Source organism: Methylobacterium currus (genome assembly GCF_003058325.1).
GTDB lineage: Bacteria > Pseudomonadota > Alphaproteobacteria > Rhizobiales > Beijerinckiaceae > Methylobacterium > Methylobacterium currus.
Window position 1 is genome coordinate 5,788,091 of record NZ_CP028843.1, and the last position, 15,309, is coordinate 5,803,399.

A 15,309-nucleotide genomic window follows, 5' to 3' on the forward strand; every position below is an offset into this window, starting at 1 on the left:
GCAGAGCGGCCCGGATCGCGCGATCCGGGCCGCGATCGACGCAACCGACGGGATGTCGGAACCCTAGAACGGGATATCGTCGTCCAGGTCGTCGTAGCGCTTCTGGTTGCCGCCACCCGACGGGGCCGGGCGCCGCTCGCCGCCGGACGACGAGCGTCCACCGCTGCTGCGACCGGCGCCACCGCCACCGCCGCCGAAATCGCCGCCGCGGCTGATCTGGCCGCCGCCCATGTCGTCGGCGCCCATCTCGGACATGCCGCCCTCGGCCCCGCCGCCGCGGCCGTCGAGGATCGTCAGCTCGCCGCGGAAGCGCTGCAGCACGATCTCGGTCGTGTACTTCTCGACGCCGGACTGGTCCTGCCACTTGCGGGTCTGGAGCTGCCCCTCGACGTAGACCTTCGAGCCCTTGCGCAGGTACTGCTCGGCGACCCGGGCCAGGTTCTCGTTGTAGATCACGACCGAGTGCCACTCGGTCTTCTCCTTGCGCTCGCCGGTCGCCTTGTCCTTCCAGGACTCGGACGTGGCCAGGCGCAGGTTCACCACCGGATCGCCGGAGGCCAGCCGGCGGGTCTCGGGATCGCGCCCGAGATTGCCCACCAGGATCACCTTGTTCACGCTGCCCGCCATCCCGCTCTCCTCTCGTTCCATCTCACTCGGGCGCATGCCCGGCCGACGCCGCGGACCACCGCTTCGGGTCCGCGAGTTGGGCCGAACAGGCCTGGACCGGCAAGGGGAGGGGCGCCCTTTTGCCCACTACACACATGCCGGAGGCCGGAGCATGTTCTACATTTGTTCGGAGAAAGAGGCAAGCGCCGTCCGGGGAGCCCGGACGGCGCCGATGCTCAGTCGAGCGCGTCGAGCGATTGCGCCACGTCGGCGATCAGGTCCTCGATCGATTCCAGGCCGATCGACAGCCGCACGGTGTCCGGGCCGACCCGGGCGGCCTCCTTGTCGGCGGCGGGGAGCTGGCGGTGGGTGGTGGTCGCGGGGTGGATCGCCAGGGACTTGATCTCGCCGATATTGACGAGGTGCGAGATCAGGTTGAGCCCGGTGATGAACTTTTGCGCCGCCGCCTCGCCGCCCTTGAGGCCGACGGTGAAGATCGAGCCCACGCCCATCGGCGAGTAGCGGTTCGCCAGCGCCTCGCCCGGCTGGCCCGGCAGCGACGGGTAGCTCACCCAGGCCACCTTCGGGTGGTCCTTGAGGAAGGCCGCGACGGCCTTGGCGTTGGCGCAGTGGCGCTCCATGCGCAGCGGCAGGGTCTCGGTGCCGGTGAGCGTCAGGAAGGCGTTCATCGGCGACAGGCCGGGGCCGAGGTCGCGCAGGCCGAACAGCCGGCAGGCGGTGGCGAAGGACGTCTCGGGGAAGCGCTCGGAGACGATCAGGCCCTCGTAATCGGGCCAGGGCTCGTTGATCAGGTTGTAGCGGCCCGAGCCCTTCCAGTCGAAGCGGCCGGCATCGCAGACGATGCCGCCGATCACCGTGCCGGAGCCCGACAGGAACTTCGAGGTCGAGTGGACCACGATGTCGGCGCCGTGCTCGATCGGCCGGATCAGGGCCGGGGAGGCGAGGGTGTTGTCGACGACGAGCGGCAGGCCGTGCTTGCGCGCCACCGCGGCGACGCCTTCGAGGTCGATGACCGTGCCGCACGGGTTGACGATCGACTCGCAGACGATCGCCCGGGTCTTGTCGGTGATCGCGGATTCGAAGTCCTCGGGAGTCAGGCCGCGGGTGAATTGCGGCACGAGGTCGTAGCGGCCCTCGAGCCGGCGCATCAGCCCGAGCGAGCCGCCGAACAGCCGCGAGGAGGCGACGTAGGCGTCGCCCGACTGCATCAGGGTCATCAGCACGAGCAGCATCGCCGACTGGCCGGAGGCCACCGCCACCGCGGCCTTGGCGCCCTCGAGCGCCGCGACCCGGCGCTCCAGGGCCGCCACGGTCGGGTTCGAGCCGCGGGAATAGGAGAAGCCCGTCGCCCGCATGGCGAAGATGTCGGCGGCCTGCTCGTTCGATTCGAACACGAAGCCGTTGGTGAAGTAGATCGGCTGCGCCCGGGCGCCGGTGGCCGGGTCGGGCGCGGTGCCGGCATGGACCGCCCGGGTGGCGAAATGCAGCTTGGTCGGATCGGTCATCGGGTTCGTCCGTGGAAGGGTCGGCTCAGGCGGCGCGGCGCACGGTGTCGTGGAGCGTGCGCACCAGGGCCGACGGTGCGTAGGGCTTGGGGATGAAGCGCGCGCCCGGCGGCATGTCGTGCGGGCCGGGGCTGCCCATGCCGGAGACCACCAGCACCGGGATGCGCGGCCAGCGCCGGGAGACGAGGCGTGCGAGGGCGAAGCCGTTCATCGAGCCGAGCGGCATGTCGACGTCGGTCATCAGGACCTCGACGTCGGGCCGGCTCTCCAGCACCTTGAGCGCCTGGTCGGCATGGGGCGCCTCCAGGACCGTGAAGCCGGCCTCCGCCAAGGTGTCGGCGGCCTCCATCAGCAGGAGGCCGTCATCCTCGACGAGGAGCACCACCGGCGCGGCGTCGCAGGGAGCGTCAGGCCCATCCTGCCGGGAGGCTTCCTGACGGGAAGCCTGATCGTGTCGGTGTTGGTCGGATGTCATCGCGGGCAATGCGGCCGGGGGCGAAAGGTTGCTGCCGAAGGGTGCTGCCTATGGGTCCGCATCCCGTGGGTCAAGCGTGGCCGGAAATCGGCGCAGGACTGCGACGCCGTCCCGTCCGGGTGACGGCTACGCCGTCCCGTCCTGCATCGCCGCGAGCGGCGCCTCGAGTTCCATCACGGCGCCCTCCGGCGGAAAGCGCAGGCTGACCCGGCCGCCGAAGCTGTGCACGAGGCTGCGTTCGATCAGCCGCGAGCCGAAGCCGCCCCGGGTCGGCGGCGCGACGGGCGGGCCGCCGCTCTCCTGCCAGCGCAGGCGCAGCAGGATCTCCGCGCTCCCCGCAAGCTCCCAGGTGACGGCGACGCGGCCCGTCGGGCTCGACAGGGCGCCGTACTTCGCCGCGTTGGTGGCGAGCTCGTGCAGCATCAGCGACAGGGTCAGGACCGAGCGGGGGCCGAGGCTGACGCGGGGCCCGGCGGCGGCGAACCGGCCCGCCTCCCGGTCGAGATGCGGCGCCATCGCGCCCTCGACCACCGCCGCGAGGTCGGCCGCCGCCCAGGCGCCGCGGATCAGCACGTCGTGCGCGTCGGACAGGGCCATCAGGCGGCCGTTGAACGCCTCCATCGCCGCGTCCAGGGTGGAGGCGCTGCGCAGCGTCTGGGCGGCGACCGCCTGGACCAGCGCCAGGGTGTTCTTCACCCGGTGCGCCATCTCCTGCATCAGCAGCGCCTGCTGCTCCTCGGCCCGGTGCGCCTCCGTCACGTCGCGGGCGACCGCCAGCAGGCGCTCAGGGGTTCCGTCGGGCCCCTGGATGGCTGAGACCACAACGTCCCACCAGCGCGGGTCCTGGCTGCCGGAGGGCGCGCGGAAGCGGCCGGTGCGCCCGGACCGCGCGGCGGCGAGTGCCACCTCGGCGGCGATGCGGTCGCCGGGATCCGGCCAGGACGCGGCCCAGGCGGTGCCGATCACCGGGTCGTCGGGCTGGTCCGCGGCGGCGCGGCCGCCCTCGCTCAGCCACTGCACCGTGCCGTCGAGGGCGAGGACCTGGATGCTGTCGCGGCTCGCCGCCAGGAGCCTCGCGGTGAAGGCCTCGCTCGCCCGCAGCCGGGCGTTCAACTCCTCGGCGGTGGCGAGCCGCGCCTCCCACCCGGCGGGGACGGGGGACGCGCCGCCCGCAGGAAGGCCGGCCGCGTCGCGCAAAAGGGCGCGCAGCCGGGCGGTCTCCTCGTGGATGGCGCGCTGGCGCGCGGTCTCGTCACCGGAGGCGCGTTCGGCGTCGGCGTCGTGGGCGACCATCCACCAGCCTCCAGACCCGCCCGGGCGGCATGCATCCCGGCTGGCGCGGATCGGCTCAACCCGACGCCGAAACTGGACGAGACCACTAGATCACGGGAGCAGGCTCGGCCGCAATGCTTGCGACATTTTTCCTTATTCGCCCTCTCTCAGCGGAAGGCAGCCGGCCGCGCGATGGACGCGGCCGGATGCGGCTCAGGCCAGCGCCTGATCCAGGTCGGCGATGAGGTCGCGCGGGTCCTCGATGCCGATCGACAGGCGCACCACCTCCGGGCCGGCGCCGGCCCGGGTCTTCTGCTCGTCCGTGAGCTGGCGGTGGGTGGTCGAGGCCGGATGGATCACCAGCGAGCGGGTGTCGCCGATATTGGCGAGATGCGAGAACAGCTTCAGGTTCGACACCAGGGCGACGCCCGCCTCGTAGCCGCCCTTGAGGCCGAAGGTGAACACCGCACCGGCGCCGTGCGGGCAATACTTGCGGTGGAGCTGGTGGTAGCGGTCGGCCTCAAGGCCCGGATAGCTCACCCAGGCCACCGCCGGATGGCGGCTCAGGTGCTCGGCCACGGTCTTGGCGTTGTCGGAATGGCGCTGCATCCGCAGCGGCAGGGTCTCGATGCCGTTGATGATCAGGAAGGCGTTGAACGGCGACAAAGCCGGCCCGAGGTCGCGCAGGCCGAGCACCCGCACCGCGATGGCGAAGCCGAAATTCCCGAAGGTCTCCGAGAGCACCATGCCGGCATATTCCGGCCGCGGCTGCGACAGCATCGGGTAGCGCGCGTCGCCGGCCCAGGTAAACGAGCCGCCGTCGACGATCAGGCCGCCGATCGAGTTGCCGTGGCCGCCGAGGAACTTGGTAGCCGAGTGAACCACGATGTCGGCGCCGTGCTCGAACGGACGGATCAGGTACGGCGTCGCCATGGTGTTGTCGACGATGAGCGGGATGTTGTGGCGCTTGGCGACCGCGGAGATCGCCGCGATGTCGGTGATGACGCCGCCCGGATTGGCGATCGACTCGATGAAGATCGCCTTGGTGCGCGGGGTAATCGCCGCCTCGAACGAGGCCGGATCGTCCGTATCGGCCCAGACGACGTTCCAGCCGAAGTTCTTGTAGGAGTGGTTGAACTGGTTGATCGAGCCGCCGTACAGCTTGTTGGCCGCGATGAACTCGTCGCCCGGCTGCATCAGGGCGTGCATCACCAGGAACTCGGCGGCGTGGCCGGAGGCCACCGCGACCGCGGCGGTGCCGCCCTCGAGCGCGGCGATCCGCTCCTCCAGCACCGCGTTGGTCGGGTTGGTGATGCGGCTGTAGATGTTGCCGAAGGCCTGCAGCCCGAACAGCGAGGCGGCGTGATCGACGTCGTCGAACACGAACGAGGTGGTCTGGTAGATCGGCGTCGCCCGCGCGCCGGTGGCGGCGTCCGGCGCCGCGCCGGCATGGATCGCGAGAGTGTTGAAGCCGGGCTGGCGGTCGGTCATGGCGTCCTCGGGCGTCGGTCTTTGGCCGACGTGCTTAGGACCCGTCCGCGGCGGGGGTCAAGCGGGGATGACCGTCGATCCGCACAGTAGAGCCCGCGGGTTCGGTGCGCCGGAATGGCGATGAACCGGTGCAGAGAAGCAACGTCTACAAAACGAAGCGGATCGGCAAGATCGATCTCCAGGATCAATCTCCAGGATCGATCTTGCCGCCTGCGCGGCCTCGATCTCAGCGGTTGTGGCGGTGCCGGCGATGGTGGTGATGCCGCCGCCCCGGCAGGCCGGTGCGGTAGGCACGCCGGCCCGGATCGATGCCGAGCACGCCGTTGACGCCGCCCACGGCCCCGCCGACCGCGCCGCCGACGATGCCGCCGACCGGCCCCCCGACCCGGTTGCCCTCGCGGGCGCCGCGGTCGATGCCGCCGGGAATGCCCTGCGCCTCGGCGGCGCCGGCGAGCGCCAGGGTGGAGAGGGCGAGGGCGGCGATCACGGAGAGTTTCATGGGGCGAAGGGGTCCCTCTGCCGGAGGCGCCGCGGGTTGGAACGGGCGCTCGTTGCGTCTCAACGCCGAGCTTGGGTGAAAGATCCGGCTCGTGCGTCAGCGGATACCGCGCCGCGTCACCTCACGGAGGCCAGCCCCTCCCGGTACGCCTCGACGGCGCGGGCGAGCGAAAAGTCCGGCAGTGCCCGTTCGGCCGCCTCCCGCAGGCGCGCCCGCCGGCCGGGATCGTCGAGGAGCGCCAGGGTCGTGCGCGCCCAGTCCGCGACCTCCATCGGCCGCACCGTGCCGCAGCCCCGCGCCTCCAGCAGCTCGCGGGCGGCGCCGGAATGGGGCGAGGCGAGGACCGCCGCCCCGCTCTGCAAAGCCTCGTTGACCACGATGCCCCAGACGTCGCCGCGGCTCGGGAAGAGCAGCAGCCGGGCCGAGGCATGGGCCTCGGCGAGTTGCCCTTGCGCGAGGTAGCCGTCGAACCGGGCCGGGATCCCGGCTTCCGCGAGGCGCGCCGCCATCTCGGCCCGGAGCGGGCCGTCGCCCGTCACCCGCACCCGCAGGGGACGCCCGGCGGCGGCGCAGGCCCGCATCACGTCGGTGAAGAAGCGTGCGCCCTTCACCTCCTCGTTGAGGATGCCGCAGAACAGGACGTCGTAGGGCCGGGTCTCGGGATCGGGCAGGGGCGGCGCGGGCGTCCAGGCCGGGAAGAGCGGGGCGCGAAAGACCCGCCCGGGCGCGAGGCCGTAGGCGGCGAGCAGCGTGCGGCTGCCCTCGCTCGGCGCGAGGCCGAAGGCGGCCCCCGGCACGATGGCCCGGCGCAACAGGCGGTGTGCCGGCGAGCGGGCGCCCGGATCGGTCTCCGGCACGCCGTCGGTGCGGATCGCGTAGGGGATGCGCAGGGCGCGCGCCGCGAGCGCCGCCATCGCCATGGTGGGCGAGAAGTCGTTGAGGATCACGGCCGCCGGCCGCGCGGCGGCGAGGCGCGCGACGACGCCCGGATTGACGTAGAGGTTGCGCACGGCGTCCCGGTGCCAGCGCAGGCCCGGCAGCACCGCGAAGCCGTAGCCGTCCGCCGCGGCCAGCTCCCACTGGCGGGCAGGCTCCTTGGCCGCGCAGGCGAGGACGGTGAGCGGCCGGTCGAGGGCGGCGGCGAGCTCCCGGTAGAGCACCTGGGTGTAGGGGGCGAGCGCGCCGGTCACCACCACGACGGGGGAATCGGGCTCACCGGGCAAGGCGCGCTCCCATCAGGGCGTCGAGCTCGTGCAGCGGCCATTCCGGCTCGAGGACGTGGCGTGGCATCGTCGGGAGGTCGTGGGCGCCGGTGGCGACGCCGCGGCGGGTGGTGAAGAAGGTGGCGTAGCCGCTGGCGAGCGCCAGGGCCGGGTCGCGGTGCGGCCGGTAATCGCGCTCCGCGACGCCCCAGGGACAGGCGAAGTGCCGGACCGGCCGCCCGGTCGCCGCCTCCAGCGCGGTTCGGGAACCCGCGATCTCCCGTGCGGCCCCGGCCTCGTCCAGGGTCGCGATGCGGGCGTGGCTCGCGCTGTGCGAGCCGATCTCCATGCCGGCGCCGAGCCAGGCGGCCACCTGGGCCCGGTCGGCATAGGGACCGGGCGGGCTGGACGGCGGCGCGTCGAGCCAGTCGCTGACGAGGAAGAGGATCGCCGGCACGCCGGCCGCGCGCAGGACCGGCAGCGCCACCTCGACCGTGTCGGCATAGCCGTCGTCGAAGCTGACGAGGAAGTGCCGCTCCGCCCCGATCGCGCCGGATTCGAGCAAGGCCACCGCCTGGTCCGCCCCGACGAAGCGGCCGTGCCGCTGCAGGTAGGCGATCTGCGCCGCGAACCCGGCCCGGAAGCGCTCCGGCACGTGGTGGTAGCACAGGGTGTAGAGGCCCGGCGGCGCATGGGCGAGCCGGCGCAGCTGGGCGAGCCCGCGCAGCAGCAGGGCCCGGACCGCCGGATGGTCGCGGGCGAGGGTCTTGAGGGTATGCAGCATCCCGCCCGCCGTCGTGGAAAAGAATCCGTTTGCGGTAGGTGCGACCCGCCCGGCCCGGGTACAAGCCAAGAAAACCACGTAGACCGGGCGCGCTCGGGTCCGGCGGGGACGACATCCGGTGCGCCGCTTGCGTCACGGGCGCATCGGCGGCGAGCGATGTCGCATCCTGGCACGGAAACCCCATGACCATGACGGACCAAGAGACGGGATTGCGGGTCTTGGCCCTCACCGACGCGCCACAATGGGACGAGGCCGTGTGGGCGCAGCCGCGCGGCACCATCTTCTCCGCCTCCGGGTGGGGCACCTACAAGGCGCGCCGCGGGGCGGCCGTCGAGCGGCTGAGCGTCGTCGACGAGGCCGGCGACTGCCTGGGCCTGGCACAGGTGCAGCGCCGCCGCCGGGGCCCGGCCCGGCAACTCTACCTCCAGGGCGGGCCGCTCCTCACCCACAAGGGCGAGCGCCAGGGCGAGGCGGTGATGCGCGCCTTGCTCGCGCATCTCGCCCTCGGGCCGCTCGACCTCCTGGTGGTCGATTTCAACCAAGCCGAGAGCCCGGGCGCGGTGCTCGGCCTCCTGGCGACAGGGTTCCGGCCGGTCGCGAAAGCGAGCCGGCACACCCTGGAGGTGGACCTCACCCGCGGTCTCGACACCGTGCAGGCCGAGATGGAGCAGCGCTGGCGCAAGGCCCTGCGCAAGGCCGAGCGCAACGCGGCGCTGACCCTCCGCTTCCTCGACGATCCCGCCGAGCGGCTGCGGGCCTTCGACGCCTTCACGGCGATGTACGCGGCCCTGAAGACCCGCAAGGGCTTCTCGAACGACTTCGACGCCGCCTCGTACCGCGATCTCGCGGCGAACGACCCGCGCCACGTCATGCTCGAGGTGCGCGAGGGCGAGGAGCTGTGCCTGGTGCGCATCGCGCATGTGAGCCGCGACCGCTTCACCGATTTCTTCACCGCCTCGACCGAGCGGGCCAAGGCGAATGCCGCCGCCTACCTGGCGGTGTGGAGCTTCATCCGCCGCGGCGCCGAGGAGGGCTGCCGGGTGTTCGATTTCGGCGGCATCGACCCGGCGAACAACCGGGGCGTCTACGACTTCAAGCGCGGGCTCACCCGCAACGTCGCGTCGACCGGACCGCTCTGGCTCTACGGCCGGAACCGCCTCGTCACCGCGGCGGCCGGGGCGGTGCTGGCCCGGTGAACGTGCTGTCCGCTCTCCCCGCCCGCTTGCGCGGGCCGGCGCTGCTCTCGCTGCTCGACCAGGGGGCGGTGAGCGGCTTCGGCTTCCTCGCCGGCATCGCGGCGGCGCGCCTGATCGACATGGAGGGGTTCGGGCGCTTCGCCCTCGTGCTCATCGTGGCCGGCTTCGCGCAGGGGCTGCACAACGCGCTGGTCACCGCGCCGCTGATGACGCTCGCCGGCACCGTGCGCGATCCGGTCCGCTACGCGGCCGCCGTCGGCGCCGGCGCCCTGGTGCTGGCGGCGGGGCTGGCCTTCGGCGTCGCCGGGGCGCTCGCCCTGTACTTCTCCGCCCGCGGCGAGGCGGTGCCGGTCGATCTCGTCACCGCCGCCGGGGCGCTCACCCTGGCGCAGAACCTCCAGCTGACGACCCGGCGGCTGCTCTTCGCCTATGACGGGGGAGACAAGGCGCTCGCCATGGACCTCGCCCGGGCGGCTTTGTTCCCTCTCGCCGTCGCGCTCCTCTGGGCGGCCGGACTCCGCCTCGACGCGACGCGATTGGTCGAATTGCTGGCGCTGACGGCGTTCCTGACCACCCTGCCGGCTTTCCTCGCCCGGGCGGCCGATCCCGGGCGCCGGCGCCTCGCCGCCGCCGCCTTGCGCCACTGGCAGATGGCGCGCTGGCTCCTGCCGGTCGTGCTCGTCACCTTCGGGCAGGAGCAGCTGGTCTGGATCCTCGCCGGCGGCGTCCTCGGCGACGAGGCCCTAGGGGGTCTGCGGGCGTCGCAATACCTCGTCGGCCTCGTGCTCCTGATGCTCGCCGCGACCGAGAACGTGGTGCCGACGGGGGCGGGCCGCGCCTACGACACCGGCGGCGAGGCCGCGCTCAGGGCCTATCTCCTCAGGGTCACCCGCCGCCTCGGGGTTCCGGTCGGGCTCCTCCTCGCCCTCGTGGCTCTGCCGGGGGAACTCTGGCTGCGCCTCGTCTTCGGCGAGGCCTACGCGCCCTATGCCCCGTCCCTGCGCTGGCTGGCGCTCGGGGTGGTGTTCATCTTCCTGCGGGACATGGCGGCGCAGATCTTCCGGGCGCGGCGGCGCACCGACGTGATCTTCCGCGCCTTCGCGGTCAGCTTCGCGGTGTCGCTGGTGCTGATCCAGCCGCTCCTCACCCGCTACGGTGCCACGGGCGCTGCCGCCGTGGTGGCGCTGGCCCACGGCGCCTCGCTCCTCGCCCTCCTGGCGGCCCTCGGCCGTGCCCCGGCCACACGCGCGGAGGCCCCGCGATGCTGAACGCCCTCATCGCCGTCGGGACCGCGAGCTGGTTCACGGTGGCCTACCCGGTGCTGCGCCGCCGCCTCGAGACGCATCCGCCCTCCGGCGGCGCGCCGCTGTTCTGGCCGCTCGCCCTCCTGGTGGTGTTCGCCTTCATGCCCCTCGTCTTCACGGTGCCGCGCGAGGACGGCAACGCGGTGCTGGAGCAGGGGCTGACGGCCTCGAACATCGTCACCATCGTGCTCACCGGGCTGACGGCCTTCTATCTCGTCGTGAAGATCGCCGCCGACCGCCGCATCCTGCTGCTGCCCTTCGCGATGCCCTACCTGCCGTTCACGATGATGATCGGCGTGAACGGCGTGAGCGCCGCCTGGTCGATCGTGCCGACCTACACGCTCTACCGCACCGCGGAACTCGCGGTGTTCACCCTCGCCTGCATCCTGATCTTCGACCGTCCCGACATCCGGCGGCGTCTGGCCGACATCCTGGCGATCGTGATCGTCGCCTGGCTCGTCGCGGTGACACCGGAGATCCTCCAGAACCTGGCCTCCGGCATCGTGTTCTCCTCGGCCAAGAACAACATGATGCCCCTCGTCTGCGCGCTCCTCGGCTTCGCGGCCGTGTTCGGGCCGCCCAACCGGCGGCGGGGCCGCTACCTGGTGCTGGCGGCGGCGGGCTTCGTCATCGCGGGATCGGCCGCCTCGACGGGGGCGCTGATCGCCGTCGGGCCGGGGCTGATGATCGCCTCGCGCCGCCCCGGGCTCCGCCTCGCCGGCACCGTCCTGGCGCTGGTCTCGCTCGCGCTGTTCCTGTTCCTGATGGTCGGCCTGTCGAGCTTCCCGGGCCTTCTCGACCTCCTCTCGGTCGTCCTTCAGAAGCCCAAGGTGGAACTCGCCAACGCCACCGGCCGCGGCCAGTTCTGGCCGACCTTCATCGCGGCGACGCAGGACCGCCTGCTCGGCTCCGGCTTCTCGGCCGCCGACCGCTTCGTGCAGCTCCTGATCCCGACGACCGAACTCGCCGACGAGCTCGGCCGCGACGCGGTGTTCATCACCAGCTCGCACAACATGTTCCTGAGCGCCTGGGCGGGCACCGGGATCATCGGCCTGTCCTTCGCGGTCCTGACCCTGGTCGAGCCGGTCCGCTTCGCCGCCCGGGCCGATCGCGGCACCCGCCGCCTCGTCGCCTGCCTGATCCTGATGCTCGCCCTCAACGGCATGACGACGCCCGGGCTGTTCCAGGACTGGAACGTCAACGTGCTGGCCTACGTCGCGGTGCTGGCCTGCGCCCGGGCGGCGCGGCGCGAGGCCGAGGCGCCGGAGGCCGTGATCGGCTCCGTCATGTCCCCCCGCGAGACCGGGCCGGCCTGGCCCGCGGCTTGAAGCGGAGTCGGCACAAGGACTGAATTCCGATCCGATCGTCCCGGACCGGAACAGATCCGACCCGCAGCGGGAGCCTCTGGGGAGCCTTGGGCGCATCATGACGATGGTCGAGAATGTCCGAAGCGGGCTGCTCATCGGCGCGGCCCCGCGCGGGGAGGAGGGGCGCGAGCCCTGGTTCCTCGACCCGCGGGAGATCCTGCGCACCGTGCGCCTGCGCTGGCTCACCGTGCTGCTGCCCGTCCTGCTGTGCCTCGGCGCCGCGGCGGCCTGGACGCAGCTGAACCCGCCGCAATACGCCGCCTCGACCCAGATCCTGATCGATCCGCGCGGGCTGCAGGTGGTCAAGGACGGGCTGACCCCGCCGGACCAGGCGAGCGACGCCAGCCTCCTCCTCGTCGACAGCCAGCTCCGGGTCCTCACCTCCGACGACGTGCTCGGCCGCGCCGTCGACCGGCTCGACCTCGCCCGGGACCCCGAGTTCCAGGGCCGCGAGACCCTGATCGGCGCGATCAAGGGCTTCATCGCGCGTCTCACCGGCCGCACCGAGCCGCCGGCCGAGCCCCGGCTGACGGCGCTCAGGATCCTGCGCGACCGGGTCGGCGCGCGGCGCCTGGAGCGCAGCTTCGTGGTCGAGCTCGGCGTCACCTCCGAGGACCGCGAGAAGGCCGCGCGGCTGGCCCGCGGCATCGCCGAGACTTACCTGGCCCGCGACGCCGCGACCCGCTCCGACACGACCCGCCGGGCCGGCGAGGCGATCGAGGGGCGTCTGGCCGAGCTGCGCGAGGCCCTGCGCCGGGCCGAGGACAAGGCTCAAGGATTCCGGGCGAAGCACAACATCGTCGGCACCCGCTCGCAGCTCGTGAGCGAGCAGCAGCTGACCCAGCTCAGCGACCAGCTCGGCGCCGCCCGGGCCAAGGCCCTCGATGCCGGCACCCGCCTGCGCCAGGTCGAAGGCGTGCTCGCCGGCGGGCGCTCCGAATCGGTCAGCGAGATCGTCCAGAACCCGACCATCACCGCCCTGCGCGGGCAGCTCGCCGGCATCGAGCGCCTGCGCGCCGATGCCGAGGAGACCTTGGGCAAGCGCCATCCGAGCTACATGGCGGCCGTGGTGCAGGAGAAGGCCCTGCGCGCGGCGATCGAGGCCGAGATCCGCCGCATCGCGGCGGCGAGCCGCAACGATTTCGAGGCCGCCCAGGCGAGCGCCCGCGTCCTCGCCTCGACCCTGGAGCGGCGCAAGGCCGACGCGCTGAAGGTCGGCGACGACTTCGTGCAGCTGCGCGAGCTGGAGCGCCAGGTCGAGGCGAGCCGGGCGGTCTACGAGGCTTTCCTGGTCAGGGCCCGGGAACTGCAGGAGCAGCAGCGCCTCGACACCTCCGCCTCGCGGATCATCTCGCCGGCCTCGCCGCCGGAGAAGCGCATCGGCCCGCCGACGCCGGTGGTGTTCGTCGCCGCCGTCGTGGCGGGCCTCGGCCTCGGCCTCGTCGGGGGCCTGGGCCTCGAATTGCTCGCCGGCCGCGTCCGCTCGCGCCGGCGCCTCGAAGGCCATCTCGGCCGCACCGGCCTCGACGCCCTGCCGCGGGCGCCCCGCAAGGCCGCCCGGCCCGCCTCCCTGCGGGCCGATTTCGGCACCGCCCGGGGCGACACGCCCTACGAGGTGGCGCTGGCGCGCCTGCGCCACCGCCTCGCTGCCGAGCCGGGCACCAAACCGGGTACCCGGTCGGGCGCCACCCCCCTGGTCGTCCTCGTCACCGCGGGCGACGACCGGGCCGGCAAGTCGGTGCTGGCCCGCTCCCTCGCGCTCTCGGCGGTGGCCGACCGCGAGCGGGTGATCCTGGTCGATGCCGATCCGAAGGGGCTGCTCACCCGCGACCTCGGCGCCGCGGCGCCCCGGGATCTCGCCGGGCTCCTGCGCGCCCGCGCGCCCCTGGGCGACGCCCTCGTGACGCTGCCTTCGGGCCTGCGGGTTCTGCCCCGTCCGTCCGACCTGCCGCGGGACCTCGCCGGCGCCCTCGCCGACGCGCTCCTGCGCAGCGAGGCCGACCTCGTCGTGGTCGATCTCGGCCTCGTCGGCGGCGACGTGGTGACCGAGCGCCTGATCGCCGAGGAGCGCATCCCGGTGCTCCTCCTCGCCGTCAGCGCCCGGCGCGGCCGCCTCGCGGCGGTCGACCGCGCCCTGAAGGCGATCGGACCGGCCCGCCGGGCCCGGGTGGTCGTCACGGATGCGGACCTGCGGGAATAGGCGGGCGGTCCAAGCCCGTCGGAGGCGTGGCACCTTTCCCCCTTTCCGTCGGAGAGGGGCAGGGTCCGGTTCCCATCAGCTCGACCGTCCCGAGCGGGGACCGGGAGCATTTCAGGCTCTCCGCGCGGGGCTCGCTCCTCACGCATGGCGGGCCGGCGGCCCACCATCCAGGTTGATCGCCCGCCTGTTGCCCAGTGACGCTCGGGACGCGATACTCGCCCGGCCATACCAACAAAAATCCATGCTGGGGAGGAAGCCTGATGCGAGTTCTGAAGCTGCTGCGGACCGCAACCGCGGGCGCGGCCTTGTCGTTCATTGCTCTCGCCGCCATCGCCGCAGACTACCCGGCGCCCAAGGCGGGGGACTGGACGATCAAGGACTTCAAGTTCCACACCGGCGAGGTCCTGCCGGAGCTGCGCCTGCATTACACCACGGTCGGAGATCCGAAGGGAGAACCGGTGGTCGTCCTGCACGGCACCACCGGTTCGGCCGCCAGCATGCTGACTCCCGGATTCGCCGGCGAGCTGTTCGGTCCCGGCCAGCCGCTCGACGCGGCCAAACACTACATCATCCTCCCGGACGCGATCGGCCATGGGCAATCGTCCAAGCCGTCGGACGGATTGAAGACGAAATTCCCGAAGTACAACTACGACGACATGGCCGAGGCGCAGTACAGGCTGCTCAAGGAGCATCTCGGCCTCAAGCATGTCCGGCTCATCATCGGCAACTCGATGGGGGGCATGCACGCCTGGATCCTGGGCGTGACGCATCCCGACTTCATGGACGCCCTCGTCCCCATGGCGTCGCAGCCGAGCGAGATGGGGAGCCGCAACTGGATGTTGCGCCGGCTCCTGACCGAGACCATCCGGCGCGACCCGACCTATGCCGATGGCGCGTACACGACCCAGCCGCCCGCGCTGCGGGTCGCAAACGTCTTCTTCGCCCTGGCCACCAGCGGCGGCACGCTGGCGCTGCAGAAGCAGGGGCCGACCGGTGAGCTGGCCGACAAGCTCGTCGATGCCCGCCTGGCGGCACCGTTCAACGCGGATGCCAACGACTACATCTACCAGTGGGAGTCGTCGCGCGGCTACAATCCGTCTCCGGGCCTCGAGAGGATCGAAGCGTCCGTCCTGGCGATCAACTCCGCGGATGACGAGCGCAACCCGCCCGAGACCGGGATCATGGAGCGCGAGATGAAGCGCCTCAGGAGCGGGCGCCTGTACATGATCCCGGCCAGCCCCGAGACCTCCGGCCACGGCACGACGGGCTTCGCCAAGTTCTACAAGCAGCCGCTCCAGGACTTCCTGCAAGCCGCTCCGAAACGGGCGATGTAGCGGGACCGGGCCGGGCTCTCCCGCGTGACACGGGGCGCGACGGGGCGGTATCC

The 15,309-nt window shown here is 72.5% G+C and carries 13 protein-coding genes; 5 read left to right on the plus strand and 8 right to left on the minus strand.

The features are described 5' to 3' along the window. Window positions 1-63 precede the first annotated feature (63 nt). From ssb to DA075_RS26645, 8 genes are all read right to left on the minus strand, one after another. Complete coding sequence (gene ssb / locus DA075_RS26610) at window positions 64-627, minus strand: single-stranded DNA-binding protein (RefSeq protein WP_099955787.1); 564 nt, start codon at window positions 625-627, stop codon at window positions 64-66. 215 nt (window positions 628-842) lie between these two features. Then, on the minus strand, window positions 843-2,132 hold the full coding sequence (locus DA075_RS26615) for an O-acetylhomoserine aminocarboxypropyltransferase/cysteine synthase family protein (protein WP_099955788.1): 1,290 nt from the start codon (window positions 2,130-2,132) through the stop codon (window positions 843-845). Between the two features lie 25 nt (window positions 2,133-2,157). Further along, window positions 2,158-2,517 carry a response regulator gene (locus DA075_RS26620; protein ID WP_048449488.1) on the minus strand — a complete coding sequence of 120 codons (360 nt, stop codon included), beginning with the start codon at window positions 2,515-2,517 and terminating at the stop codon, window positions 2,158-2,160. A gap of 216 nt (window positions 2,518-2,733) precedes the next feature. Beyond that, complete coding sequence (locus DA075_RS26625) at window positions 2,734-3,900, minus strand: sensor histidine kinase (protein WP_099955790.1); 1,167 nt, start codon at window positions 3,898-3,900, stop codon at window positions 2,734-2,736. Window positions 3,901-4,092: 192 nt separating this feature from the next. Beyond that, window positions 4,093-5,370 carry an O-acetylhomoserine aminocarboxypropyltransferase gene (locus DA075_RS26630; protein WP_099955791.1) on the minus strand — a complete coding sequence of 426 codons (1,278 nt, stop codon included), beginning with the start codon at window positions 5,368-5,370 and terminating at the stop codon, window positions 4,093-4,095. Between the two features lie 226 nt (window positions 5,371-5,596). Continuing rightward, window positions 5,597-5,869, minus strand: coding sequence for a hypothetical protein (locus DA075_RS26635; RefSeq protein WP_099955792.1), 273 nt, complete (start codon window positions 5,867-5,869; stop codon window positions 5,597-5,599). A gap of 116 nt (window positions 5,870-5,985) precedes the next feature. Beyond that, window positions 5,986-7,092, minus strand: a complete 1,107-nt coding sequence (locus DA075_RS26640; protein ID WP_099955793.1) for a glycosyltransferase family 4 protein — start codon at window positions 7,090-7,092, stop codon at window positions 5,986-5,988. Next, a complete protein-coding gene (locus tag DA075_RS26645) occupies window positions 7,082-7,855 on the minus strand; it encodes a polysaccharide deacetylase family protein (protein WP_099955794.1) in 774 nt (257 codons plus the stop codon). Before DA075_RS26645 ends, DA075_RS26640 begins: the two co-directional genes overlap by 11 nt. A 188-nt stretch (window positions 7,856-8,043) precedes the next feature. On the opposite strand from DA075_RS26645, the gene DA075_RS26650 reads away from it, so the two are divergent. The 5 genes from DA075_RS26650 (at window position 8,044) to DA075_RS26670 (ending at window position 15,256) form a co-directional block, all read left to right on the plus strand. After that, window positions 8,044-9,051 carry a lipid II:glycine glycyltransferase FemX gene (locus DA075_RS26650; protein WP_099956827.1) on the plus strand — a complete coding sequence of 336 codons (1,008 nt, stop codon included), beginning with the start codon at window positions 8,044-8,046 and terminating at the stop codon, window positions 9,049-9,051. Continuing rightward, window positions 9,048-10,319, plus strand: coding sequence for a lipopolysaccharide biosynthesis protein (locus DA075_RS26655; protein ID WP_123834438.1), 1,272 nt, complete (start codon window positions 9,048-9,050; stop codon window positions 10,317-10,319). Before DA075_RS26650 ends, DA075_RS26655 begins: the two co-directional genes overlap by 4 nt. Next, the gene (locus DA075_RS26660; protein ID WP_099955796.1) at window positions 10,313-11,683 is read left to right on the plus strand and encodes an O-antigen ligase family protein; all 1,371 of its coding nucleotides are present in this window, start codon (window positions 10,313-10,315) and stop codon (window positions 11,681-11,683) included. Before DA075_RS26655 ends, DA075_RS26660 begins: the two co-directional genes overlap by 7 nt. A 97-nt stretch (window positions 11,684-11,780) precedes the next feature. Further along, the gene (locus DA075_RS26665; RefSeq protein WP_099955797.1) at window positions 11,781-13,922 is read left to right on the plus strand and encodes a GumC family protein; all 2,142 of its coding nucleotides are present in this window, start codon (window positions 11,781-11,783) and stop codon (window positions 13,920-13,922) included. Between the two features lie 260 nt (window positions 13,923-14,182). Further along, entirely contained in the window at window positions 14,183-15,256 is a 1,074-nt protein-coding gene (locus DA075_RS26670; protein WP_099955798.1) for an alpha/beta fold hydrolase, read from the plus strand. The last annotated feature ends 53 nt before the right edge of the window (window positions 15,257-15,309 follow it).